Below are 24,224 nucleotides of genomic sequence, written 5' to 3' on the forward strand. Positions count from 1 at the left end.
GTGAATTTCCAACAGTTAAACGGTGCAAATGCCGTCATCCGAACAGTCGGGATGCTGCCTCGCGCAGCTCTGCCCGATGATCGGGATGGGCTACGGAGATAAGTTCATGCGCCCTTTCGCGATGGGTTTTGCCCAATAAACGCGCGATTCCGTATTCTGTAACAATTGTATCCGCAAAGTAGCGTGGCACCGTGACCAGCGCTCCCGGCTCGAATTGCGCCACGATTCGCGAGATCGCGCCGCCCATCGCGGTCGAGGGCAGCAGCGTTATCGCGCGGCCGCCCGGACACATGAAGGCGCCCAAGTGAGTCTCGGGCTGGCCGCCGGTCCCATTCATCATTCGCGCGCCAAGCACAGTCTCGGAGTTGATTTGCCCCGTGAGATCGACACTCAACGCGTTGTTAATCGAGGTCTGGCGATAGTTCGCGGTCAGGGTCGATAGCTTCAGCACATACTCCGGGTCGAAGAGCTCAAAGGCGGGATTGTCGTCGATTATCTTCAGGTCCTCGGCGTCCGAGCCCGACCATGCGACCGCCACCGCTTTGCCACGGTGTAGAGTTTTGCGCCTGCCGTTGATAACCCCGCGATCGACGAGCTTGGCGATGCCCGGCGCGACCATCTCGGTATGCAATCCCAGGTCATGCTTGGTATCGAAGGCGCCGAGGCGCGGCATCTGCGCGCTCGGATCGCCGACGCCGATCTGGATCGTCGTGCCGTCCTCGATAAGCTCGGTGAGATAGCCCGCGATTGGCTTGTATTGTTCCGGCGGCGGTGCGATTCCGAGCAGCACGCGCACTTCCGTCGGCGCCATCCGCTGGAGGTATTGCGCGATCGGCAGCACGCGCTCGATTCCCGCCTCGGCGACGATCGCGCGGACCTCGTCGCGCTTGCCCGCGTCCATCGCGGCGAGCTCGCGGTCGAGCGTGGCGGCATCGAGCGCCGGCGGCGTGCCCTCGACGAAGTAATCGAACTCCGACACGTGCATCCAGACGTCGCCATGCGTGCGCGTCAGATTCTTATCGACCTCCGCCACCGCCATCCGCGCCGCCCGCACGTACATCCGCTTGTTCCACTGATGCGGTCCGAAGCTGACGAAGCCCTTCGCGTTCGGCGGCGTCACGTTGACGAACGTGATGTCGATCGGCTTCTCCTCGTCCGGCCGCTCGTTGTGCGCTTTGAGTCCCGTTGTAAAAAGATTCGGCAGGTAAGACCCGCGATGAGCATCGTGCGCGGGGCGGCCGATATTACCGATGAAAAGCTCGAACTCGAGTTTGAAGATGGTGCTCATGTCGCCGCCGAACCATCCGGGATCGGCCAGCGGCGACGAGACCCGCACATCGACCGAGCCGTGCAGCTCATGAGCGCGCGCCGCCAGGGCGCGCTGCATGATCGTCCCGCCCGCGAGCGGGAAATGCACGCGCATCCCGGCCTTGACCAGCCGCGCCGCCTGCTCGATCGAGATCTGCCGCGACTCGAAGTGCTCCTGCCAGTTCATGATGTGATCCTTTGAATGAAAGCTGCCGCGAGCCAACAATGTCTGAGCGGCGCCGGACGCGCAAACTTGTTCCAGCATCGTCGAGCAGCTAGCTTGCGAGCAAAATGATCCTGCCTGCGGAGACCTTTCGCTACGAGATTCGGCGCGGCGGCGAGCTAATCGCAATCGAGGAGGAAACTCTTTCCGGCGCGAAGATCACGGGCTCGAGAAAGCCGCCTGCCGGATCGGATCGCTACGAAGTCGAAGCCGAGCTCGATTCCAACGGCGTCGTCTCGCGCATCGCGCTACGCTACAGCCGCGGACCGTTCGTGCGCAACGCGAGCTACGAGGGCGTCGAGGATTTTCTCAGTGGCAACGTGAGTGCGCTCGCCGGCCGCAACGTCGTTACGACCAAGCTCGGGCGCTATCGCGAGGTCGATGCGGAGCTGCAGATCTTCCGCGCGCTCACGATCGCACACATCCGCGCGCGCGGGCAGACGCGATGGACCGGGCGCGTCGCCGCGATCGATTCGAGTACCCTGGTCGCATCGACCTATAAGCAATCGTGCCGAAGCGCCGGCGACGGCGCGTCAAAATGGATTTATGAACCACGGATGGGTGACTCCGAGGAAATCGAAATCGATGCCGAGGGCCGCCTGCTGCTGCGGCGCGACAATCGGGGGCTCGAAGCCCGCCTGATTCGTTGAGCGCGTCAGGCCGCCTTGCGCGGCATCTTGCAATCGCCGTCGAACTGCGCGCCCTCGTTAAGCACCAGGCTGGGCGTGCTGATCGTGCATTGCGCGCGCGCCGTCGGCATCAGCTCGACGCGCTCACGCGCATTGACCTCGCCGCTGAATGCACCCGCGATCGTGACGCGAGTCGCCGCGATTCGCGCGCTCACCACCGCGCCGTTTGCGATCACGACCTCGTCGCCCGTGATTTCGCCGTCCGCTTCGCCTTCAATTTTCACGGGTCCGCGAAACGTAAGTTTTCCGGACGCCTTGGTGCCTTTGCCGATGCGTGATTCAAAGCTGCTGTCGTCGAGATTCGCCATATTACCAGTTGCCTTTTGAAAGATTGGCGTCACACTATTGCCAGCATTCGCGCGCGTGCGCAAACGATGTCGATGTGAACGCCCTGTAAACAGGGCAGTTGCGCGATTGGCGATGCTTTCGCGTATCAGCGCTCGTAAGAATCGAAATGCCGGAGCAGGCTTGATGAATCGTGAACACGGACCCGAACGCCGCGGCGGTCAGGGCCTCGATCCAAATCAGTACGAATCGGGCGACCGCGCGATCGCGGCGCTGCTCAAGACCACGCGCGCGGGTGACGAGGTCGATCTCGTTGCCACCTGGCGCGACGGCGCTTATGAAATCTGGTCGCAACGCGGGATGATCAGGTTCAGGCGATTGATCGGTGCGACAGGCGCGATCGAGTTCGAGATCATCGAACAGATCGGTGACAACCCGGTCGTGAATCAAGACCCCTTCGCCGTCTCGACGATCGAAGAGGAGCTCGACGCAGCTCGCGCAAGCGGCAACCCGACCGAGGATTCAAATCGCGCGTTCTTCGAGCCGCATACGCTCACCCATCCGCACGCCTACGAGCGAATCGCGCAGGTCTTCGACAGTCCGCGCGGTCCCGACCTGATCGTCAGTCCCAAGGCCTACGCCTACGGTATCCAGCCGGGCCAGCATGGCGCACTCGATGTCGTTCAGTCGCGCGCGCCGCTTATATTCAGCGGACCTGGAGTGCGCGCGGGTAAGTTCAAGCTCGCGGCGCGCCATGTCGACGTTGCGCCGACGATTGCGGCGCTATTGGACTTCCCAACGATTCGTGGAATCGATGCCGCCGGCCAACGCGCCGACGTTTACCTCGAGCGCCAGGACGGAAGCGTCCTTGACGAGGTCATCGATTCATCGGTCCCGAGGGCCGAGCGCGTTTACATGATCCTGCTCGATGGGCTTTCGCATTCGGAGCTCGTCTATCAGCTCGAGAGCAACGCCGATGCGATCCCGAATCTCGCGCGCCTCGTCGCGCAGGGCGCGATGCTCTCGCACGGCTCGATCGTCAACTTCCCCAGCATCACGTGGCCGAGCCATTCGACGATCCTGACTGGCACCTGGTGCGGGCATCACGATGTCGTCAACCCGACGTTCCACCTGCGCGAGCATCGCGAGACCGTGCCGATTCAGGGCAACATCTTCGAGACCGAGCGCTTCCTGAATCACGAAGTCGAAACGCTCTACGAGGCGTTCAAGCGCGTCAAGGGTGCGAGCGCGATCACCGCTTCGATTCATGAGCCGCAGGGACGCGGCGCCGACCACGCGGTCTTCGAGCGGCGAATCGTGGGCGACAAGGCGCGCCTCAAGGCGCTCACGGCGGAGATGGCGGACGACGTGAGCCCGCGCTGGATGGCTGACGGCATCCCCGCGATGCATCGCGAGGAGATCGTTGACGTGCGCGGGATGGCGCAGGCGATCGCGCTCTTCGAGCATTGCCAAGTGCCGCCGGTATTCGTCGCGCACGAGTTCGTGCTGACCGATGGCGCCGGCCACGACTACGGCCCGCATCACGAGGGTCTGCGCGAAGCGCTCTACCGCACCGATCGGCGCATCGGGCAGTTGCTCGCGATGCTGAAGGGGCGCGGCATCCTCGACAGCACGCTGTTCGTCGTCACTTCCGATCACGGGATGGCGGCGCAGCGCATCGACCTCAAGGCGAATCCTGCGGCCGAGCCGGCCAGCGTCGGAATCAAAGGTATCTTCGCCGAGCCAATCATTTATCTTCGCGATCTCAACGTCGAAATCGAGCGCGCGCGCGATCTTCGCAGCCTTCGCGTGATTGTTCGCGACAATGACCATCTGCCGGACGGCGAGCATCCTCCAGTCAGCGGCGCGCTTGTCGAACTGCGCCGCGGGGATGCGCTGCTGGCGAGCGCCGTCACGCTCGAGGATGGCCGCGTCGCGTTCGCGACTCCGGCCGATGCGGCGGACGGCGAGCTGCTGATCGTGATCGAGCATCCGGATTTCAATCCCCGCAATCTGAGCGGCGACGGCTCGCCGATTCGCGAAGATTTGCGCCGCCTGCTCTATGGCGAATTGTCCGCGAGATGATCGCCCCACAGAATTGCTGGTAAACTCGCGCGCATGCTGGATCTGAAGAACAAAACTGCGCTTGTCACGGGAGGCACGCGTGGACTTGGGCGCGCGATCGCGTTCGAGCTCGCCAAGCTCGGCGCCACACTCGCGCTCAACTATCGCCGCGACGAAGCGAGCGCCGAGCGCACGCTCGGCGAGATTCGCGCGATCGCGCCGAAATCGTTTCTCGTCAAAGCCGACCTCGAAGATGACGCCGCGACCCGCCAGATGGTCATCGACGCCGCGCGCCAGCTCGGCGGCCGCCTCGACATTCTGATCGCGAACGCAGCCGCGACCGCATTCAAGCCGTTGCTCCAGATGAAGCCGCACAACCTCGCCCGCACCTTCGCGCTCAGCGTCAACGGCTTCGTCGCGATGATCCAGGAGGCCAACAAGGTGATGGGCGACGGCGGCCGCATCCTGATGATCTCGGGCATCGATTCAATCCGGAACCTGCCGCTGCACGGTGCGCTCGCGGCCGCCAAGGCGGCCCTGGAAGCCATGGTGCGCGACTTCGCCTTTGAGCTGGGGCCGCGCGGAATAACGGTCAACGGCATCAACGTTGGGTACATCGATACCGACTCGGCGCGGATGTACGCCGAGGCGCTTGGCGACACCTACGAGGAATTCAGCCGCCGCTCGCGCGAGCGCTGCGCCCTGAAGCGCCTGCCGAAGCTGGAAGAGATCGCCGCGATGGCAGCGCTGATCTGCCTTCCCGCGACAAGCTACCTGACCGCGCAGACGATCATGGTCGATGGCGGCCTGTCGCTCGCGTTTCCGATTGCGAAGTAACAGTCAGTTACTTCAGGGGCGTCAGCTTGATCTTGATATTGCCCCATTTGCCGACCGCACCCTGGCCGTGGCATGAGACACTGCCGGTTCCGGGCGCGATATCCTTTTCGCTCATGAGGCCGAGTGCGAGTGTGCTCGGACCGAGCTTGAACGGGACGTTCGAGTAGGCGCGCACCTCGTCGCCATCGGCGATGAAGGTGATCTTGTCGGCCGCGGAATCGTAAACGATCTCGAAGTGATGGAGCTTGCCCGGCGTGGTGGTGCCGCGGGTTTCCTCGAAGAGGCAGAAGTTGCGCGGGCCGTGAGCGGGCTCGACGACCGGCACCCCGGGAAACGGCAGCTTGCCATAAACCGTCGCGAACACGTCGTTGCCGACAAAGAAATCGAGCGCCGCGCCGGTCGAGAAATCGAGGACGTTGAACGATACGAAACCGTCATAAAGATCGCCCGGCTTGCTGTTCACGATCGTCGCGGCGAGATCGAGCGCGAACGAAATCGTGCCGCCGGGCGGGCAAGCGAAGGTGCGCGTGCTGAAGTACATGTGCTTGGCATTGTCGAGAAACTGGATCGTGCTATGCGAGCGGCTGTAGGGCACGGCGGAGACGCGCAGATAACCGTCCTGCACGATCACGACCGCGTCGGGTTCCTTGTAATGCCAGAATCCGCCGTCCGGCGTGGGAAATCCGCCAATCATCCAATCGCCTTCGCCGGTAATCGCCGAGGCGAAATTGTTGTACTCGATAATCTCTTCGGCAGCCGAAGTTGCACGCGTGCTCATGAAATCAAAACCCGAATCAAAAATGTCGGAGGCGGAGAACCGCTCGCCGCGCCAATGACGAAACCACGCGCAACACACGCGCGCAAGCGAACGCTCGTTCAGGAAATGTCTCCGATCGCAACAGTCGTCGCATCGTTTGGTTGGTCGCGTTATAGGTCAGACGATGGCGCTCTACGACAAGATCGGAGTTGGGTACGACACGACGCGGCAGGCCGATCCTTATCTGCTGTCGCGAATCCTGCATCATCTCGGGCCGAAACCGGGTGCGCGGTATCTCGACGTCGGCTCGGGCACGGGCAACTACACGATCGCGATGCGCCGCGCGGGGCTTGCGATCTATGCCATCGAGCTTTCGCCGATTATGCTCGCGAGCGCCGTTGAAAAATCGCGCGAGGTCTTTTGGCACCGCGCCGATGCGCAGGCAATTCCGTTTCGCAGTGAGACTTTCGCCGGCGCCACGATGACATTCGTGCACCATCACATCCGCGATCCGATCGCCGCGTTCCGTGACATTCGCCGCGTGCTCAAACCGGGATCGCGCTTCGTGGTGCTGAACGGCACCGCCGAGCAACTCCATCACTACTGGTTGATCGAGTATTTCCCGCGCACGATGGAACAGGCCGCCGAGCCGCTCGCGAGGTATGAGCTGGGCGGCGCGCTTGGCGCGGCAGGACTCAAAATCGTGACGACTGAGAAATACGAAGTTACCGACGATTTGAAAGACTGGTTTCTTTATTGCGGTAAGAAAAGGCCCGAGCTTTATCTCGATCCCCGAGTGCGGGCGGGAATTTCCTGCTTCGCTGCGTCTTACGATCAGGATGAGATCAACCGCGGGGTCGAGCGTCTTGCCGCCGACATTCAGAGCGGGCGCATCAAGGATGTCATACGCCGCTATATATGGGACGGCGGTGACTACTTGTTTACGATAGCCGAGCGCTAGACGCGCGCGCGTAATCCCCCATCGACCGCGATCGACTCGCCGGTTACGAATCCCGCCGCCGACGAGACGAGATAAAGCAGTGCGCCGCCGAGCTCTTGCGGTTTGATCAGCTTGTTGTCGGGCAGATATTTCAGCAGCGTCTTGCTGAACTCGTCGTCCTTGTTGGCGGGACTCGCCGCATCGTCGAGCCATCCGGCTTCGATCGCATTGACGCGGATTCCGCGCCGCGCCCATTCGAGCGCCAGTGCGCGCGTCAGGTTGAGCACTCCCGCCTTCGCCGCGCAGTAGAGCGCCGCGCCCGGCACTCCGCGCTCGGCCATCACCGACGTGATGTTCACGATCGCGCCGCCGCCCTGCTTGAGCATCACGCGCGACGCCTCCTGGCAGGACATCCAGACCGTCTTGAGATTGTTCTCCATGATGCGATCGAAGGCGCTGTCGTCGGCGGATTCGGCGGGACCGAAGGCGGGAACGTCGAGCGCGTTGACGAGGATATGCAATCCGCCCAGTTCCTTGACCGCGAGATCGGCGGTTGCGCTGAGGTCGGCGCGAATCGCTGCGTTCTGCGTGCGAATCGTGGTCTTGTTGCCGTTGGCGGCCTGCACCGCCTTGGCGACTTCCTTGAGCGCCTTGTCCGTCCCGGGGTCCTGCGATGCGACCAGCACTTTCGCGCCGGCCTCCGCGAGCGTGACGGCGGCGGCCGCGCCGACGGCCTGTTCGGCGCCAATCACGAGCGCGGCCTTGCCTTCAAGGGAAAACGCGTCGAGTACGTTGCTTGATGCCATGGTTTATCCGCAGGTTCAGTTGGCGTGAGGTAGAACGCCGGTCGGTGAGATGCCGCCCGCGAGGCCGCCGCCGTCGATCGCGATGAACTCGCCGGTGATGTGATTCGACGCGTCCGAGGCAAGGAAAATCGCCAGCGGCCCAAGCTCGTCATCTTCGCCGAGGCGGCCGACAGGGATGAACTTGCCGCCCTTGAAGAAGTCCATCAACTGCTGATTTGCGCCCGCGTGCGGGAAGACTCCCGGCACGATGCAATTGGCCTGGATGTTGTACTGCGCGTAGGTCAGAGCGAGCGAGCGTGTGAACTGGATCACGCCGCCCTTCGAGCACGCATACATATAGTTATGTTTGCCGCCTCGAAGTCCATATCCCGACGACAGGTTGATGATCTTGCCGCGCTTCTGCTTGACCATCTGCGGCAGCACGGCGCGGCAGGCATAAAACTGGCTCGTCAGATTGGTGTCGATGCCGCGGCGCCATTCGTCGTCGGTGATCTGCTCGATCGGCTTCGCGGCCGATTCGTCGCCGCCGCCGGCATTGTTGATCAAGATATCGATCCGCCCGAATTCCTTGATCGCGGCCGCGGCTGCGGCGTTGACCTGTTGTGAATTGGTCACGTCGGCCGGGACGACCAGGCACTTACGGCCGGTCTGCTCGACCTCGCGCGCCGTCTGCTCGAGCGGCTCCGGAGTCCGCGACGCGGCGACGATATCGGCCCCCGCCTCGGCGAACTTCACCGACATCGCGCGCCCAAGTCCGCGTCCCGCACCCGTTATCAGCGCGACCTTGCCGTCGAGCTTGAGACTGTCGAGAATCATCGCTTCACCTCGAAAGGAGCGCGTAGCGCGCCTTCATCAGGTAACTAACACAGCGGCAAGCCTGCGAAAATCGGCGGCTCGGCGGCGATTTGGACGAGGGCGAATCCTGCATCCACATCCGAGCGCATAACTGCTAGATTACACGACTGATCCTGATCGGTAAGGGGCGGTCCAAATGGAGTCGAGACTGGCGTCACTGAAAGTCGGCATTCGGAACCGCATGGTGTTTGCGTTGGTCGCCATCGCGACGTTGCTCGTGCCCGCGGAGCTCCGCGCAGGGACGCCACCGAAGATCGACGGCATCTGGGATGGAAACATAGAAGTTGGGCAAGACAAAACGCCGCTGACGATTTACATATCGTCGGGAGCCTCGGGGCAGTTGTCCGTCCTGATGGACATGCCGAACTCAAATGCGTGGAACGTGCCAGCAATTTCCTCGCGTCTCGACGGCACTAACCTGAGTTTCAGCTTTGATACGAATAGGTTCAAATTTGATGGGAGCCTCGATGCCAGCGCGAAGAAGATCAGCGGAAAATGGCTGGACAACGGTAATACCTGGCGGACGACGCTTACCTACCGCGCTCCTGACGTGCCGTCCAAACCTTCAGCGATCGATGGCGACTGGATTGGAGTATTGCCGAACCCGCGCTTTAGGACGCTGCGGATAGCGCTACACATCCAGACAAATTCCGACCAGCTTCAAGCATGGTTTTATTCGCTCGACCAGGATGGAAAGCCGTTCCCCTGCTCCAATACCAAACTCGGCGGCTCCAATTTCTCGTTTCAACTTCCGGCGATTCACGCGAAATACGACGGTACCGTCTCTGCTGACGGAGAGGCGATAAAGGGCGCGTGGAGTCAATGGTCGCCCCTCAAGCTTGACTTCCTCCGCGTCAAAAGCGGAGCGGCGCAGGTGGCAGACGATCGGAAGATTCCGGCCAAGCCACCCATCAGCTTGAGCCAACTGGGCGTTGTTCTAAACAAAGAACTCTCGTCCGCTGTCGCAGATGGCCTGCTGAGCAAGGCGACCGACGGGGGCGTTGCGATCGGTGTTCTCGACCACGGGCAGCGCCGAATCCTCAGCTATGGCGCCGCCAAACCAGATTCGATGTTCGAAATCGCTTCGGTGACCAAGACTTTCACTGGACTGGCATTGGCTCAAATGGTGGAGCAGAAAAAAGTCACACTTGAAGAGCCGCTGCGTGAGCTGCTGCCGCCGGGAACCGCCACCAAACCGCAGGGTCCCGAGATAACACTGCTCGATCTGGCCACGCATCGATCCGGGCTTCCCCGATTCGAAGACAACCTGAAAGCAGGTGAAGACGTTGACGTGCTGGGGCTATATGACAAGCGGAAATTGCGAGAATATTTCGCCAAACACGGAATATCTGAGCCGGTTGAGCCAAAGTTCGAGTACAGCAATTTCGGTTTTAGTCTCCTTGGCTATGCACTGGCGCAGCGTGCCGGCACTTCGTACGCCGATCTGCTGCGGGCTGAGGTCACCGCGCCGCTCCATCTGGATGATACCGGCGTTCAGCTTTCTCAGACGCAGAAAAGCCGAATGCTGCCGGGTTACAATTCCGCGTTCGACCGTTTTCAACCCGGCGCATACGACTACGACATGTTCGCTGGCGCAGCCGGTATCAAGTCGACTGCCTCCGACCTTCTGACCTACTTGGCGGCCAATCTGCATCCCGATCGAATCGGCCGATCGGCAAAGCCCGGGACGCCAGCGCGAACTCTGCCGGCCGCCCTGAAACTCGAGCATCAGCTCCGCGCCGACACGTGGCCGGGCGGAAAGATCGGAGTAGCGTGGAACTTCGATACGAAGCGGAAGGTATACTTTCACATGGGCGGAGCGCTGGGTTATTCCTCGGTCGTCGAATTTGATCCCGCGCGCGATCGTGCCCTGGTCGTGCTCTACAATCGACTCGATGAAACGCCTGGTCGAGGACGCTTCGTTGATCGGATTGCGAGGAACATCGACGAGTTGATGAACGGCGAGCCGGCGACCCGTATCGACTATCTGCCTGAACATGAGCGCGCCGTGATGGCACTGGCGCTGTTCAACGATCACGTTGTCGATGGCGCATACCGTTGCCGCGATGCTCGGCGTCGTCTGCCAGCGCTGAGACTTCGCGCGCTTTTGACGGGCGGCGCTGTGGTCTCTTATAGTCGCGACAGGAGGCCTTGCCATGGCGCTCAAGATTGCGATGTTTTCGGATTTTATTTGCCCCTTCTGCTACATCGGCTTTGAGGTGATGCGCCAACTCAAGCCCGAGTTCGATTTCGAGCTCGAATGGCGCGGCTTTCAGATTCATCCGGACTGGCCTGCGGAGGGTATCGGGCCCGAGCGCGCGATGCCGGGCGGCAACGCCGATTCGCGCAAAGCCACGTGGCAGCGAATCACCGAGATGGCGACTTCGGTGGGCCTTGAGATGAAGCCGCCGTCGTTGATGACGAACTCGCACAGTGCGCTGATGGTCGCCGAGTATGCGCGCGATGCGGGCAAGTCGATGGAGTTCGATGAGCGCGTCTATCGCGCCTACTTCCTGGATAACGTCAACATCGGCGATCCCGCCGCGGTGCTCGCGCTCGCCAAGGAGGCCGGCCTCGACGAGGCTGCGGCCGTTGAGGCGATCAAATCGCCCAAGTACCAGATGAAGCTGAAGAACAACGCGCTGGCGGCGAATCAGCGTGGCGTCGATGGCGTGCCAACTTTCTTCATCGGCGAGTATGCGCTGCGCGGCGCGCAATCGCCCGACACGATGCGCAAGGTCCTCAAGCGCGCCGGCGAAATCTTCGGCGACTGACGAGCAGTCACCGCTGTGCCACGAAAGGTTAATTCATGAGACTTGCCGACAAGGTCGCAATCATCACGGGCGCGGGCAGCGGCCAGGGCAACGCCGCCGCGCTGCTGTTCGCGAAAGAAGGCGCGAAAGTCGTCGTGTCGGACTGGAAGCCGGAACTCGGCGAGAAGACCGTGGCACAAGTCCGCGCCGCCGATGGCGATGCGATCTTCGTGCAGGCCGATGTGTCGAGCTCGAGCGACGTGCAGAACCTGATCAAGGCCGCCGTCGCGAAGTACGGGCGGATCGACGTGCTCTACAACAACGCGGGCGTGGGATTTTCGTCGCCGCTCTCGATGGCCGACGTGCTCAACACCCCCGAGGAGGACTGGGATCGCGTCGTCGCAATCAACCTGCGCAGCATGTTTCTCACCACCAAGTACGGCATTCCCGAGATGATTCGCACGGGTGGCGGCTCGATCATCAATACCGCGTCGATCGCGGCAATGATCGGCGGCGGCGCTGCCCACGCATACACCGCGGCGAAGGGCGGGATGGTCGCGCTGTCGCGCGCGCTCGCCGTCGAGTTCGGGCCGAAGAAAATACGCGTCAACTGTATCTGTCCGGGCGCGATCGACACGCCGATGATCGCACCCGTCGTCGATCCGATCCGGCCCCAGGGCGGCATGATCCTGAAATCGCCGATCCAGCGGCTCGGCACGCCTTACGACATCGCATACTGCGCGCTCTATCTCGCCTCGGACGAATCGTCGTTCGTGACCGGCGCGACCTTCGTCGTCGATGGCGGCTTCACCGCGCAATAACCGCAATCCTTGGAGGGAACCACGATGGCCAAGTCGCTCGAACAGCGAATCCAGGAGCTCGAGGATCGCGATGCGATCAAAGAGCTGACCGCGAAATATTGCTGGCACGTATCGCATGGCGAGGGCGAGGCTGTCGCGCGTCTATTTACCGACGACGGCGTGCTCGATGTAACTGGCGCGGCGAACGGTCCCGTGCGCGGGATGGATGCGCTGCTCAAGTTCTATCGTTCGTCCGTACGTGAGCCCGAGCAGGCGATTCCGTTCATCCAGAATCACATCATCCACGTTGACGGCGACATCGCGCACGGTACCTGCGGCATCGAGGCGCGCTTCACTCGCAACGGCGAGAGCGTCACGGCGGCGGGCTACTACGAGGACAAGTATCGGCGCGTCGGCGGCGAGTGGCGCTTCGTCGAGCGCAAGATTTTTTTCCATCACGTCGTGCCGCTCAAGCAGGGATGGGCCGAGGCCAAGGGCCAGAGCCGCACGCCATAGCGCTCGAAACACGGCCCGGCTCATTGCTACAACTAGTGACAGTGCAGCCCGACCAAGCCGTCGTTCATCTCGATTTGAGAGGCGTCAAGTGCCCGCTCAACTGGGCGTATGCGAAAGTGCGCCTTGAAAAAATGAGCCGCGGGCAGACGCTCGATCTCGTGCTTGACGATCCGCGCGGCGCGCGCGATATTCCGCGCGCCGCCGAGGCCGAGGGCTATGCCGTGATCGATTCGTCGGCGGCAGACGGCGTGTTCCGGCTGCGCATCGAAAGATAGTCTCAGGGCGGGGAAATGATGAGTGACGAGCGGCTTGACCTGGTGATTCGCGGCGCGACGATTTTCGATGGCGCGGGCAACGCCCCGCTTACCGGCGACGTCGGCATCAGCGGCGCGCGTATCGTCGAGGTCGGCACGATCGCCCGCCAAGGCGCGCGCGAGATCGACGGCCGCGGCCTCGCACTGGCGCCCGGTTTTATCGACGTTCACAGTCACGATGACTTTGCGGTTTTCGCGACGCCCGAGATGGACTTCAAGGTGATGCAGGGTGTGACGACCGACGTCGTCGGCAACTGTGGAATGGCGGCCGCTCCTGGAGCCGTTGCGCGCTCGATGTTCCGTTCCTGGCACGCGGGAGCATCGATTCCGGACTGGGACGACTACGAGGGCTACCTGGCGACGATCGATCGCGTGCCGCCGAGTCTCAACGTCGCGGTCCTCGTCGGGCACGGCACGCTGCGCCTGGCCGCGATGGAAGACGAGACGCGCGCGCCTCATCCGCATGAGCTCGATGCGATGCGCCATTGGCTCGGCGCCGCGCTCGACGCGGGCGCGGTCGGTCTATCCACGGGACTCATCTACGAGCCCGGCCGCTACGCGAAGACCGAAGAAATAGTTGCGCTCGCGCAGGAGATCGCGGTTCGTGGCGGCCTCTACGCGAGCCACATGCGCGACGAGGCCGCCGGCCTGCTCGATTCGGTCCGCGAGACAATAACTATCGGAGAACAAGCGGGAGTGCCGGTGCAGATTTCGCATCACAAGGCCTCGGGCAAGGAGAACTGGGGCAAGGTGCGCGAGTCGCTCGCGCTCGTCGATGAGGCGCGTGGCCGCGGCATCGATGTTAATTCCGATCAGTATCCATATTGCTCCGGAAGCACCTCGCTAGCCGCCGTACTGCAGAACGACGCCTTCGGCGCGGGCCGCGGCGGAATCGGCCTCGTGCCTGCCGAGGGCGTGCTCTTTGCCTCGATGCCGAAGCATCCGGAGCGCGAAGGCCGCCGGCTTTGCGACTACTGCAGTGAATGGGGCCTGAGCGCGGCTGGGGCTGCCGAGCGAATCGTGAAAGAGGAGGGCGCCGGCGCCGTCGTGGTCGTCGATACGATGCACGAGGACGACGTGCGCACGGTGATGCGGCATCCGGCGACGATGATCGGCAGCGACGGAATCGCGACCGGCAGCCGGCCGCATCCGCGGCTCTACGGCACCTTCGCGCGCGTGCTTGGCCGCTACACACGCGACGAAAAAGTGCTGACACTGGCCGAGGCGATTCATCGCATGACCGGGATGGCGGCGACCAAGTTCCGCCTCGAAGATCGCGGCTATATTCGGCCGGGATACTTCGCTGACCTCGTATTGTTCGATCCGGAGAAAATCGCCGACAAGGGAACTTACGACTCGCCGCGCGAATATCCGGCCGGTGTTAACTACGTGTTTGTCAACGGCACCGCCGTCGTCGCCGATGGACAGCATACGGGTGCGCGGCCTGGACGCGGACTGCGCCGCGGCTGAGGAGCTCCGATGGCCGCATCGCGCTACTTCTCACCGGCGTTCTTCGAGTTCTTCGAGGAGCTCAGCCGCAACAACAATCGCGAATGGTTCCAGCACAACAAGTCGCGTTACGAGGACGAGGTGCGTACGCCGATGCTCCGCTTCATCGCCGACTTCGCGCCGCGTCTGCGCGCGATCGGCAAGCACTTCGACGCCGATCCGCGGCCGACCGGCGGCTCGATGATGCGCATCTACCGCAATCTCAGGTTCTCGCGCGACAAGACTCCGTATCGCACCAATGCGGCCGCGGCGTTCCATCATCGCGACGCGGACTTCGGCGCGACACCAGCGTTCTATCTGTCGCTCTCGCCGGCCGAGGCGTTTGCGGGCGTGGGACTGTTCCATCCGACGCCCGACACGCTCGAAAAGATGCGGCGCTCGATCGTCGCGCGGCCCGCGATTTGGAAGCGCGCGGTCGGTGACAAGAAGTTTCTCAAGCGCTTCAATATCGAGGGCGATTCGCTGACGCGCCCACCCAGGGGCTTCGACCCGGAGCATCCGCTGATCGAAGACATCAAGCGCAAAGACTTCATCGGCGGGGCGCAGTTCACGCGCGCCGAAGTATGCTCGCCGCGCTTCCTGGAGCTGTACACCGAGCTGTGCAAGTCCGCATCGCCATACGTGAAGTTCATCACCGAGGCTGTTGGGCTGCGCTGGTAGCTGGAGCCGGTCTTCGTCCTTGCCCGAAAATATAGTGGGGTGGGTGTCCCTGCCCGCCGTTAGATTGCCCCGAGTCGTCTCCGCGCCACCTTTTTTACAAACATGGAGGGCGCGCGGCGCGCCGTCTTAATGGCGGGCAGGGACGCCCGCCCCACTATATTTGTTTTTCAGCGACGGCTCGCGAGCATTGCCGGTTCCTCTACTGTTGGCAGCGACGATCAATCGTTGGCTGCATGACGCGGGCGCGATAGATTCATGGCGATGCGCTGCTCGAGTTGCGATACCGACAATCCTGCTGGCATGAAGTTCTGCGGCAACTGCGCCGCGCCGCTTCAGAATCGATGCGCGCAGTGCGGATTCGACAATCCTCCCAACTTCAAGTTCTGCGGCCAGTGCGCGACTCCGCTCGGCGCGGCCGCGTCGCAGGCGCCGAATACTCAGTCCGCGAAATCCGGGCCTGCCGTGAGGATCACTGCCGAAGCTTCCGCGGCGAGCGCGCCTGATGGCGAGCGCAAAACTGTTACGGCGCTGTTCGCCGATATCAAAGGTTCGATGGACCTGATGGAGGAGCTCGATCCGGAGGAAGCGCGCGAGATTGTCGATCCTGCTCTCAACCTGATGATCGATGCGGTTCATCGCTACGACGGATATATCGTGCAGTCGACGGGCGACGGGATCTTCGCGCTGTTCGGCGCACCGGTCGCGCACGAAGATCACGCCGCCCGCGCTCTCTATGCCGCCCTGCGGCTGCAAATCGAGATGCGCAAGTATTCGGCGCGTCTGCGCGAGAAGGGGCATCCGCCGATCGAGACTCGCGTGGGAGTGAATACCGGCGAGGTAGTAGTACGGACGATTCGGACCGGTGATGAGCACGTCGAGTACACCCCGATCGGGCATTCGACGAGCCTCGCCTCGCGGATGCAGACGCTGGCGCCGACTGGATCGATTGTCGTTGCCGAGCAAACGCAGAAGCTCTGCGCGGGATACTTCGAATTTCGCGCGCTCGGTCCCGCCCGCGTCAAAGGTGTCAGCGAGCCGGTCAATATCTACGAGGTGACTGGCCTCGGGCCGTTGCGGACCCGCCTTCAGATCTCGGCTGAACGCGGGCTGTCGAAGTTCGTGGGCCGCGATGCCGAGATGAAGCAGCTCAGGCGCGCGCTCGATCTATCCTGTGCCGGGCACGGCCAGATCGTTGCCGCAGTCGCAGAAGCGGGAGTCGGCAAGTCGCGGCTCTTTCATGAATTCAAGCTGACCGCGGGTGTGGACTGCGCCGTGCTCGAAACTTTTTCGGTGTCGCACGGGCGCGCTTCGGCTTACCTGCCGATCGTCGAGATGCTGCGCGAGTATTTTCGTATCGCGAACTCCGATGACGAGCGCACGCGCCGCGAGAAGATCACCGGCAAGGTGCTCGCTCTCGACCGTGCGCTTGAGGACACGCTCCCATACTTGTTTTCCCTGCTCGGAGTCGATGCGGGAGCAATGCTTGAAGGAATCGATCCCGCGGTTCAGCGCCGGCGCACGCGCGATGCGGTCAAAAGCATCATCCTGCGCGAGAGCCTCAATCAGCCGCTGATCCTGATCGTCGAGGACCTCCACTGGATTGATTCCGAAACGCAGGGATTGCTTGACGCGATGGCCGATAGTGTCGGTCCCACGCGAATCCTGATGATGGTGAATTACCGCCCGGAGTATCGCCATCAGTGGGGCAACAAGACTTGCTATACGCAGTTGCGGCTCGACCCGCTCGGGCCCGAGATGGCGAGCGAGATGCTCGCCGCGCTGCTCGGCGAAGCGCGCGAGCTCGATCCGCTAAAGCGCATGATCATCAGCCGCACCGAGGGCAATCCCTTCTTCATGGAAGAGATGGTGCGGGTGCTGTTTGACGAAGGAATACTCGAACACGGCGATAGCGGCGGCGTGACGTTGCGGCGCGAGGCGGCGACGATCCAGGTGCCGGCGACGGTGCAGGGAATCCTCGCCTCGCGCATCGATCGTCTTGGTGCGGCCGAAAAGGATTTGCTGCAAACACTTTCTGTCATCGGCAAGGAATTTCCGCTCGGCCTGATTCGCAGCGTCACCGGCGCTTCCGACGAAACGCTCGTTCCATTATTGCAGAATCTGCAACTCGGCGAGTTCATTTATGAGCAGCCGTCGTTCCCCGAGAGCGAGTACACGTTCAAGCACGCGCTGACCCAGGACGTCGCGTATCAATCGGTGCTGGTCGAGCGGCGCCGGCAAATCCATGAGCGCGCTGCCGATGCAATCGAGAACATCTTCAGCGCCAAGCTCGAGGACCATCTCGGCGAACTGGCGCATCATTACAGCCACAGCAGCAATCCGATCAAGGCGATTCAGTACTGCCAAAGCGCGGGCAAGCAGGCCTTCATGCTCTCCGCGTATGACGACGCGATCCGCTACACGCGCGACGGCTTGCGCCTGGTGGGCACGCTCGCGCAATCGCACGAGCGCGATAAGCGCGAGCTCGAGCTGCTGGTGCAGCTCGGACCGATGCTGGTGTCGACGCAGGGCTTTTCCTCGGCCGAGTTGCCGGTAATTCTCCGCCGCGCCGAACTGATCTGCCGCCACCTGGGCGAGGTGCCCGAAATCTTCCCCGTGATGTTCTCGCTATGGAGCTTCTACTTTTCCAGCGGACGTCTGGGCGAGGCGCGCGACATGGGCAACAAGCTGCTGTCGCTGTCGGAACATGCGGACAAGAAGGTGGCGCGGGCGGGCGCGCACGCCGCGCTTGGCTCGACGCTGACCTGGCTCGGCGAATTCCGCGCGGCGCGCGATCATCTCGACAAGGCGATCGCGATCTACGATACGGACCTTGCGCAATACCTGCCAAGCCCGCAAACCTCGGTCATTCCGTCGCGATGCAATATCTCGTGGAGCCTGTTCGTGCTCGGCTATCCGGATCAGGGGCTGGCGCGAATGGAAGAGGCGTCGAAGCTGGCCCGCGACTTCGGCCGTCCCTTCAGCATCGCTTTCACGCTGCTCTATTCGCTCTCGCTATGGCATCTGCGGCGCGATACGAATCCGGCGATGGCGGCAACCTGCAACGCGCTGATTGAACTTGCGCGCGAAAAGGAATTTCCCTACTGGCTCGCTACCGGAACGACGATCATGGGCCGCATTATTGCCGACGAGGGAGATTTCGAACGCGCCCTGAAGGTTCTGGAGCAGGGGCGCAAGGACCTGGCGGCGAGCGGCGGAGAATTGGTTTACTCGTACTCCAACGTGATGCTGGCGGAGATCTACCTTGCCATGAAGCGGCCGGACGAGGGCCTTGCGGTTATCGACGAGGCGATCGAGCGTTGCGAAAAGTACAATCATCGTCTCAACGAGGCCGAAATTTTTCGACTGCAAGGAGAGTTGCTGTCGCTGAGATCCGATAGCGCAGACGCGGCAGCGAAATCCCTGCGCCACGCGATCGAGGTGGCGCAGCGCCAGGAGGCGTTGTCCTTCGAGCTGCGCGCGGCGCTCAGCCTGGCGCGTTTGATGATTGCATCAGGCAAGCGCGTCGAGGCACGCGAGCTGGTCGCGCCGCTCTATGCGCGATTCAGCGAAGGCTTCGACACCGTCGATTTGGTGGAAGCATCGCGGATGCTCGGCGAGCTACGCTAGCAATCTTCAGAGCGCGCGCTCGACGCGATCCTTGAGGCGCTTGAAAATCCCGCCGCGATCGACGGCCGCCTGCGTGACGATCGGAATTGCGGCGAGCGGCTTGCCATCAAGCGTCACCTCAACCTCACCGACCTGCGTGCCTTTCGGGAACGGCGCGTTGACGTAGCGCTCAGCCGGCGCCCAACTCACGCTGACGCGCTGATCCTCGCCGCGCGCGAGCGTCACCGCCGGGATGCCGGCAGGACCGATCTTTACGACATCCTCGACGCCACCTGTCACCGGCATCGTTGCAGGGACTTTCTTGAGATCCGGCTGATAGCTGACGAAGGTCCGAAACGCCCAGTCCAGCAGCTTCTCGGTTTCGTCGCGGCGCTTCTCCTCGCTCGGTGTGCCGAGCACGGCAGAGATAAGGTTGGTGCCGTTCGACGAGGCTGACGCGACCAGGTGATAGCCGGCTTCGGCGACGTGGCCGGTCTTGATTCCGTTGACCCGCGAATCGTGAAAAAGCAGCGCGTTGAAATTGTTCTGGTGAATGTTATTGAAGACGTATTCCTTGGCCGACGTGTACGTAGTCGCCTCGGGATGATTCATCAGCAGCGAGCGTCCGAGCTTCACCATGTCGGCCGCGGTGGTCGATTCGCCTTCGACCGGCAATCCGTCAGGATTGGCGAAATGAGTATCGGTCAGGCCGATCGCCTTCGCCTTATCGTTCATCATGTTAGTGAACGCATCGGTCGATCCACCGACGTATTCCGCGAGCGCAACGGCGGCATCGTTACCCGACGAAACCATCAGGCCGTAGAGCAAGTCGTTCACCGAAACCTGCTGCCCGACGTTGAGAAACATGTGCGAGACGGTTTGATCAACTGATAGCCGCCAGGCCTGCTCGCTGATTGTTACCTTGGTGTCTGTACTGACCTTGCCGTTCTTCATTGCGTCGAGGACGAGATAGAACGTCATAATCTTGGCTAGGCTGGCGGGCTGGATCTTCTCGTGCTCGTTGTACGAGTAGAGAACGTCTCCCGTCTTGGCGTCGATCAGATAAGCTGCGCGAGCGTCGAGCGCGAACGGCGCGGGGCGATTTCCGAGCACGTGGATATCGGTAAGCGGAATCGATGGCGGCGCGTTTTCGGCATGTGAGGTGTGATGGCGCGCGGCAGCGGCGCTGCCAGCAGCCACGGCCATGAAGATTGCCACCATGATTGTGGTTTTCGCCAGGAAACCCGAACCTGCCCGCTCGCCCATCGTCGTCCCCTTCCTCCAGGTGGCTAAAGGCTACGGCTGCCGGCGCTGCACAGCAAGCGCCGGCGCCCGATGTATTCCATTTCCACTGGATTACACATAAAGAATTCTAGTCGGCTATGGATGTATCGGTAGTCCTTCCCGTAAAGGATGAGCGCGACAATCTTCGCCAGCTGATCCCGCGGCTCAAGGCGATTCTTGAGCGCGAGCGAGTCAGCTACGAGATCGTCGTCGTCGACGGCGGCTCGAGCGACGGCACGCGCGAAGAGGCTGTGGCGCAAGGCGCGCGCGTCGTGATGGAGCGGCGGCGCGGCTATGCCGGTGCGATCGAAACCGGGTTTGCCGAAGCGGCCGGAGATTACGTCCTCACCCTCGATGGCGACATGTCGCACGAGCCCGACTTCGTCTCCAAGATGTGGGCGGCGCGCGGCCGCGGCGACATCGTAATCGCCTCGCGCTACACGCGCGGCGGTGTCGCCTACGCGAACTTCATCCGCAGATTCACCAGCGCCGCGCTCAATCAATTTTTGCATCGGCTCTTGTCGATTCCAGTGCGCGATATGTCGAGTGGCTACCGGTTGTACCGCCGCGCAGCTATCGAAGGTCTGGTCCTCAAAAGCGATAATTTCGAAGTCGTTGAGGAGATCCTGGTCAAGGCGTACGCCAACGGCTTCAGCGTCGTAGAAGTACCATTCACGTATTTCCCCCGCGATGCAGGACGCTCGCACGCGCGACTCCTGCGCTTCGGCACCGCCATCGTGCGCTCCGCGTTCAAGCTGTGGAAGCTGCGCAACTCGCTCGAATCGGCCGACTACGACGAGCGCGGCTACTACAGCGTGATCCCGATTCAGCGCTTCTGGCATCATCGGCGGCATCACATCACCGTCTCGTGGGCGCGCGGCGCCGAGCGTATCCTCGACGCCGGATGCGGCTCCAGCATCATCGTGCAGAGCCTCAACCACGCTGTCGGGATGGACTTCAACTTCGCCAAGCTGCGCTTCCTGCGCCGCTACAGTATCCCGCTCACGCGCGGCTCGGCGTTCGCGCTGCCGTTCAAGGATGCCTCGTTCGATTGCGTGATCAGCTCGCAGGTGATCGAGCATATCCCGTTTGACGATTCGCTCTTCACCGAGATGCGCCGCGTGCTGAGGCCGGGCGGGACGCTGATCATCGGCACTCCCGATTACGCGACTATCGGATGGCGCACTATCGAGCCGATCTACGGCGTGTTGATGCCGGGCGGATACAAGGACGAGCACATCACGCACTACACGCGCGAAAGCCTCACCGAAATTCTGAAGCGCCACGGCTTCGAAGTTGAGGAAGCCGCCTACATCGCGCGCAGCGAACTGATCATGCGATGCCGCCGCGCCGAGCTCGCCGAAGCCCCCGGCGTACCGAGCTCGGCGTCGCGCGCTGCATAATAAAGATCGTTCGTCTTTTTAGCTGGTACGTATGCCGACCGCGACATTCGTCGTTGCGCGTAGTTACTAAAGGTAAAAGTATTCCGACACAATAACAATTCAAGAACAGCCTTGGCGCGAGTGGCGAGCGGGTTTTTCACCAAAGGTCGAGAAGCGAATCGAATCGTGAAAAGGCTCCTCGCGGTGGAATCTGATCGCACTCTCGGCGCTATCATTCCGAGCCGAGGCCGCGCCCGCTGCGCTGGTGCCGCCGACGGGGACAATCTACCTATGTGTCGGCGCTCTGAGTATTCCGCCCTTTCCGAATGTGCGGATGGTTGCCAATGCCACCTCTATGCGTGAAGGGTCTCGAGTTCCTCCAGACGATCGCACCACCATCACCGGATGCGGAGCACTGACCTGGCGCTAGGCGGAGGATGCCAACTAGGCTCTCCATACATCGGAAACGTTGAGCAAAGTTCGTTCAGCAGCACGTCGCCACAAGGCTGGGAGGCCATGGTGGTCAACCAGAACGGCGCCAACGAGTCGTTCACGGTGTGCGTCTCCGGCTGCACAGGTTGTCAATCTCCACCGCCGCCACCCGCTCCGTAGGGATCTCCGCCCGGCAAATCGCCCGGCCAATGCCACGGTAGAGTAGCGCCGAAGCTTATCGCTCGCGTAGCGCCGATTCTCAGGATCTGATTTCCAAAAAAAATAGTGGGGGTGGGCGTCCCTGCCCGCGATTGAGATGTGCGAGCCGCACGGCTTGCGCCACCGATTGTTGTCCGCAGAATCGAAGCGGCGCTGCGCGCGCATCTTGAAGGCGGGCAGGGACGCGCGGCCCAGTGTATTTTTTTGGAGAGGCAAGGCCCAATTGTGCGCTACCGTTCTAAACAACTATCCGTCGATCTTGGGAATTGTCCCATGATCTTCAACGCGCCCGGCACTTTAAACCGATTCGACTAAAAGCTAAATTGCCGACCCAGAAAGGAGCATACTTGCAATGCCCGACGCACGACTCCAGGACATCAAACTTCACTACGACGTTTATGGCGACGGCGATCCGATCCTGATGATTATGGGGCTGGGCGCGAGCTCGGCGGTGTGGGATCCCGCCCTGGTGCAGGCGCTCGCGAGCTCGTACGGAGTGATCACGTTTGACAATCGCGGGACCGGGCAGAGCGACAAGCCCGACGCTCCTTACTCGATCCAGATGTTTGCCGATGACGCGGCGGGGCTGCTCGACAATCTCAACATTCCGCAGGCCCACATCTTCGGCGTTTCAATGGGTGGCATGATCGCGCAGGAGTTCGCGCTACGTCATCCGCAGCGTGTAGCGACGCTGACTCTTGGATGCACCACGGCGGGAGGCGCCAATTCAGTTCCGCCGCCGCCCGAGTCGCTCAAGGTCCTCACCGCGCCGCGCGAAGGAGTGCCGCCCGACGAGGTGATTCGCCGCGCGCAGCCGCTTAGCTACACTGCCGGCTTCATCGCGAGTCATCGCGACGAGCTCGAAGCGGCGATCGCGCGCGTCCTCACGCATCCGACGCCGCCGTTCGCATTCCAGCGCCAGCTCGAAGCGACCTACACGCTCCAGACCTGGGATCGCTTGCCGCAAATCAAGGCGCCGACGCTCGTAGTCACGGGTTCCGACGACGTTCTGATACCGGCGAAGAACTCGGAGTTGATCGCCTCACGGATTCCGGGCGCGAAGTTGCACATCATCCCGGGCGTCGGGCACGGATTCATGCACGAAGGCGAAGCCGCGTTCCTGAAAGCATATCTGCCGTTTTTGAAAGAGCATCCGATCGAAGAGTGATTCTCGAACTTCGCTAGCCACGGTTGCGGTGCAGCACACTGGATGAGGTGTTTCGCTCCGCCGGATCGATCCAGCCGTTGCGAAGGGGTTCGCCCTCGCCGGAAACGGCCGCGCGACATGCCTCGAGTGCTGGTCGCCGCAACTGAAGCTTGATCGTCTTGAACGCGTGCGGCGGGGCTTCGGCAGCGTCGCGCGCCTTTTGCATCGCACGTTCGAGGAGCCGTTCGAGCGGGGCAGACTCGTCAAAGATTCCCGCGGCGATGGCCTCGGCGCCGCCCATGTTCTTGCCGAACAGTACAAGTTCGCGTGCGACTTTCGGATCTAGTTCGCTACGCACCACTTGGAGCGCCGCCGCAGGATAGGGCACGCCGACGCGAACCTCCGTCAGCCCGGCCTGCAGCGGAGTATCGGCCACTATCTTCCAATCGCAGCACATCGCGAGCACGAAACCGCCGGCGATCGCATGGCCGTTGATTGCGCCGATAACCGGAATCGGACAGGCATAAGCCGTCGTCGCCATCCTGTTGATCGCATGCAGAAGACGCTGCAGTTCGGCCTCGCCGTAGCGCGGGATCGCCTTCAAATCGAGCCCCGCGCAGAACGCCTTGCCTTCCCCGGTGAGAATCGCCGCGCTGGCCGCGCCTTCGCGCGCAAGTCCTTCGAAGGCATCGGCAATTTCCTCGGTCATCTCGATGTCGAGGGCGTTGGCCGGCGGCCGCGCCAGCGTCAGCACTTCGATCGATTCGTAGCGGCTGTGAATGACGTGCTTCATCGCATCTTTGTCGCATCGAGAGTCGAAGGACTCAAGTAAAGTAGT

Annotated in this window: 21 protein-coding genes; 14 read left to right on the forward strand and 7 right to left on the reverse strand. The window is 62.1% G+C overall.

The genetic code is table 11. The features are described from left to right. Positions 1-34 precede the first annotated feature (34 nt). Positions 35-1,495 (reverse strand): acetyl-CoA hydrolase/transferase C-terminal domain-containing protein, encoded by a 1,461-nt coding sequence (locus tag VMA09_07585; protein ID HUA33450.1) that lies wholly within the window; start codon positions 1,493-1,495, stop codon positions 35-37. A gap of 104 nt (positions 1,496-1,599) precedes the next feature. On the opposite strand from VMA09_07585, the gene VMA09_07590 reads away from it, so the two are divergent. Beyond that, complete coding sequence (locus tag VMA09_07590) at positions 1,600-2,181, forward strand: hypothetical protein (GenBank protein ID HUA33451.1); 582 nt, start codon at positions 1,600-1,602, stop codon at positions 2,179-2,181. A gap of 5 nt (positions 2,182-2,186) precedes the next feature. Here the strand turns inward: VMA09_07590 and VMA09_07595 are convergent, their stop codons facing one another. Beyond that, positions 2,187-2,528: a polymer-forming cytoskeletal protein gene (locus tag VMA09_07595; protein ID HUA33452.1), complete on the reverse strand. Its 342-nt coding sequence runs from the start codon at positions 2,526-2,528 to the stop codon at positions 2,187-2,189. A gap of 163 nt (positions 2,529-2,691) precedes the next feature. Here VMA09_07595 and VMA09_07600 point away from each other — a divergent pair, with 163 nt between their 5' ends. Together VMA09_07600 and VMA09_07605 are read left to right on the forward strand one after the other, a co-directional pair. Beyond that, positions 2,692-4,590, forward strand: a complete 1,899-nt coding sequence (locus VMA09_07600; protein HUA33453.1) for an alkaline phosphatase family protein — start codon at positions 2,692-2,694, stop codon at positions 4,588-4,590. Positions 4,591-4,623: 33 nt separating this feature from the next. Further along, the gene (locus tag VMA09_07605) at positions 4,624-5,406 is read left to right on the forward strand and encodes an SDR family oxidoreductase (GenBank protein HUA33454.1); all 783 of its coding nucleotides are present in this window, start codon (positions 4,624-4,626) and stop codon (positions 5,404-5,406) included. Between the two features lie 7 nt (positions 5,407-5,413). Here the strand turns inward: VMA09_07605 and VMA09_07610 are convergent, their stop codons facing one another. Beyond that, positions 5,414-6,184: a DUF6081 family protein gene (locus VMA09_07610; GenBank protein ID HUA33455.1), complete on the reverse strand. Its 771-nt coding sequence runs from the start codon at positions 6,182-6,184 to the stop codon at positions 5,414-5,416. A 163-nt stretch (positions 6,185-6,347) separates the two neighbouring features. Between VMA09_07610 and VMA09_07615 the strand changes: the two genes are divergently transcribed. Then, positions 6,348-7,124: a class I SAM-dependent methyltransferase gene (locus tag VMA09_07615; GenBank protein HUA33456.1), complete on the forward strand. Its 777-nt coding sequence runs from the start codon at positions 6,348-6,350 to the stop codon at positions 7,122-7,124. On the opposite strand, the gene VMA09_07620 is transcribed toward VMA09_07615, so the two are convergent. Together VMA09_07620 and VMA09_07625 are read right to left on the reverse strand one after the other, a co-directional pair. Next, the gene (locus tag VMA09_07620; GenBank protein ID HUA33457.1) at positions 7,121-7,909 is read right to left on the reverse strand and encodes an SDR family oxidoreductase; all 789 of its coding nucleotides are present in this window, start codon (positions 7,907-7,909) and stop codon (positions 7,121-7,123) included. The genes VMA09_07615 and VMA09_07620 overlap by 4 nt on opposite strands. Before the next feature lie 15 nt (positions 7,910-7,924). Beyond that, complete coding sequence (locus tag VMA09_07625) at positions 7,925-8,725, reverse strand: SDR family NAD(P)-dependent oxidoreductase (GenBank protein HUA33458.1); 801 nt, start codon at positions 8,723-8,725, stop codon at positions 7,925-7,927. Positions 8,726-8,900: 175 nt separating this feature from the next. On the opposite strand from VMA09_07625, the gene VMA09_07630 reads away from it, so the two are divergent. From VMA09_07630 to VMA09_07665, 8 genes are all read left to right on the forward strand, one after another. Next, complete coding sequence (locus tag VMA09_07630; protein ID HUA33459.1) at positions 8,901-10,982, forward strand: serine hydrolase domain-containing protein; 2,082 nt, start codon at positions 8,901-8,903, stop codon at positions 10,980-10,982. Continuing rightward, positions 10,921-11,538: a DsbA family oxidoreductase gene (locus VMA09_07635; GenBank protein HUA33460.1), complete on the forward strand. Its 618-nt coding sequence runs from the start codon at positions 10,921-10,923 to the stop codon at positions 11,536-11,538. Before VMA09_07630 ends, VMA09_07635 begins: the two co-directional genes overlap by 62 nt. Positions 11,539-11,573: 35 nt before the next feature. Then, on the forward strand, positions 11,574-12,338 hold the full coding sequence (locus VMA09_07640) for a glucose 1-dehydrogenase (protein HUA33461.1): 765 nt from the start codon (positions 11,574-11,576) through the stop codon (positions 12,336-12,338). 24 nt (positions 12,339-12,362) lie between these two features. Continuing rightward, positions 12,363-12,833 (forward strand): nuclear transport factor 2 family protein, encoded by a 471-nt coding sequence (locus VMA09_07645; protein HUA33462.1) that lies wholly within the window; start codon positions 12,363-12,365, stop codon positions 12,831-12,833. Positions 12,834-12,874: 41 nt separating this feature from the next. Then, positions 12,875-13,108, forward strand: a complete 234-nt coding sequence (locus VMA09_07650; GenBank protein ID HUA33463.1) for a sulfurtransferase TusA family protein — start codon at positions 12,875-12,877, stop codon at positions 13,106-13,108. Positions 13,109-13,126: 18 nt separating this feature from the next. Continuing rightward, entirely contained in the window at positions 13,127-14,617 is a 1,491-nt protein-coding gene (locus tag VMA09_07655; GenBank protein HUA33464.1) for a D-aminoacylase, read from the forward strand. Between the two features lie 9 nt (positions 14,618-14,626). Further along, a complete protein-coding gene (locus VMA09_07660; GenBank protein HUA33465.1) occupies positions 14,627-15,316 on the forward strand; it encodes a TIGR02453 family protein in 690 nt (229 codons plus the stop codon). A gap of 261 nt (positions 15,317-15,577) precedes the next feature. Then, on the forward strand, positions 15,578-18,943 hold the full coding sequence (locus VMA09_07665) for an adenylate/guanylate cyclase domain-containing protein (GenBank protein HUA33466.1): 3,366 nt from the start codon (positions 15,578-15,580) through the stop codon (positions 18,941-18,943). A gap of 6 nt (positions 18,944-18,949) precedes the next feature. Here VMA09_07665 and VMA09_07670 read toward each other — a convergent pair whose 3' ends face one another. Then, the gene (locus VMA09_07670) at positions 18,950-20,188 is read right to left on the reverse strand and encodes a D-alanyl-D-alanine carboxypeptidase family protein (protein HUA33467.1); all 1,239 of its coding nucleotides are present in this window, start codon (positions 20,186-20,188) and stop codon (positions 18,950-18,952) included. A 116-nt stretch (positions 20,189-20,304) separates the two neighbouring features. Here VMA09_07670 and VMA09_07675 point away from each other — a divergent pair, with 116 nt between their 5' ends. Together VMA09_07675 and VMA09_07680 are read left to right on the forward strand one after the other, a co-directional pair. Next, positions 20,305-21,609, forward strand: coding sequence for a glycosyltransferase (locus VMA09_07675; GenBank protein HUA33468.1), 1,305 nt, complete (start codon positions 20,305-20,307; stop codon positions 21,607-21,609). A 982-nt stretch (positions 21,610-22,591) separates the two neighbouring features. Further along, complete coding sequence (locus VMA09_07680) at positions 22,592-23,407, forward strand: alpha/beta fold hydrolase (GenBank protein HUA33469.1); 816 nt, start codon at positions 22,592-22,594, stop codon at positions 23,405-23,407. A 13-nt stretch (positions 23,408-23,420) separates the two neighbouring features. On the opposite strand, the gene VMA09_07685 is transcribed toward VMA09_07680, so the two are convergent. Next, the gene (locus VMA09_07685; GenBank protein ID HUA33470.1) at positions 23,421-24,179 is read right to left on the reverse strand and encodes an enoyl-CoA hydratase/isomerase family protein; all 759 of its coding nucleotides are present in this window, start codon (positions 24,177-24,179) and stop codon (positions 23,421-23,423) included. Positions 24,180-24,224: the final 45 nt, after the last annotated feature.

The sequence above is a fragment of the Candidatus Binataceae bacterium genome (assembly GCA_035508495.1).
Lineage (GTDB): Bacteria > Desulfobacterota > Binatia > Binatales > Binataceae > JASHPB01.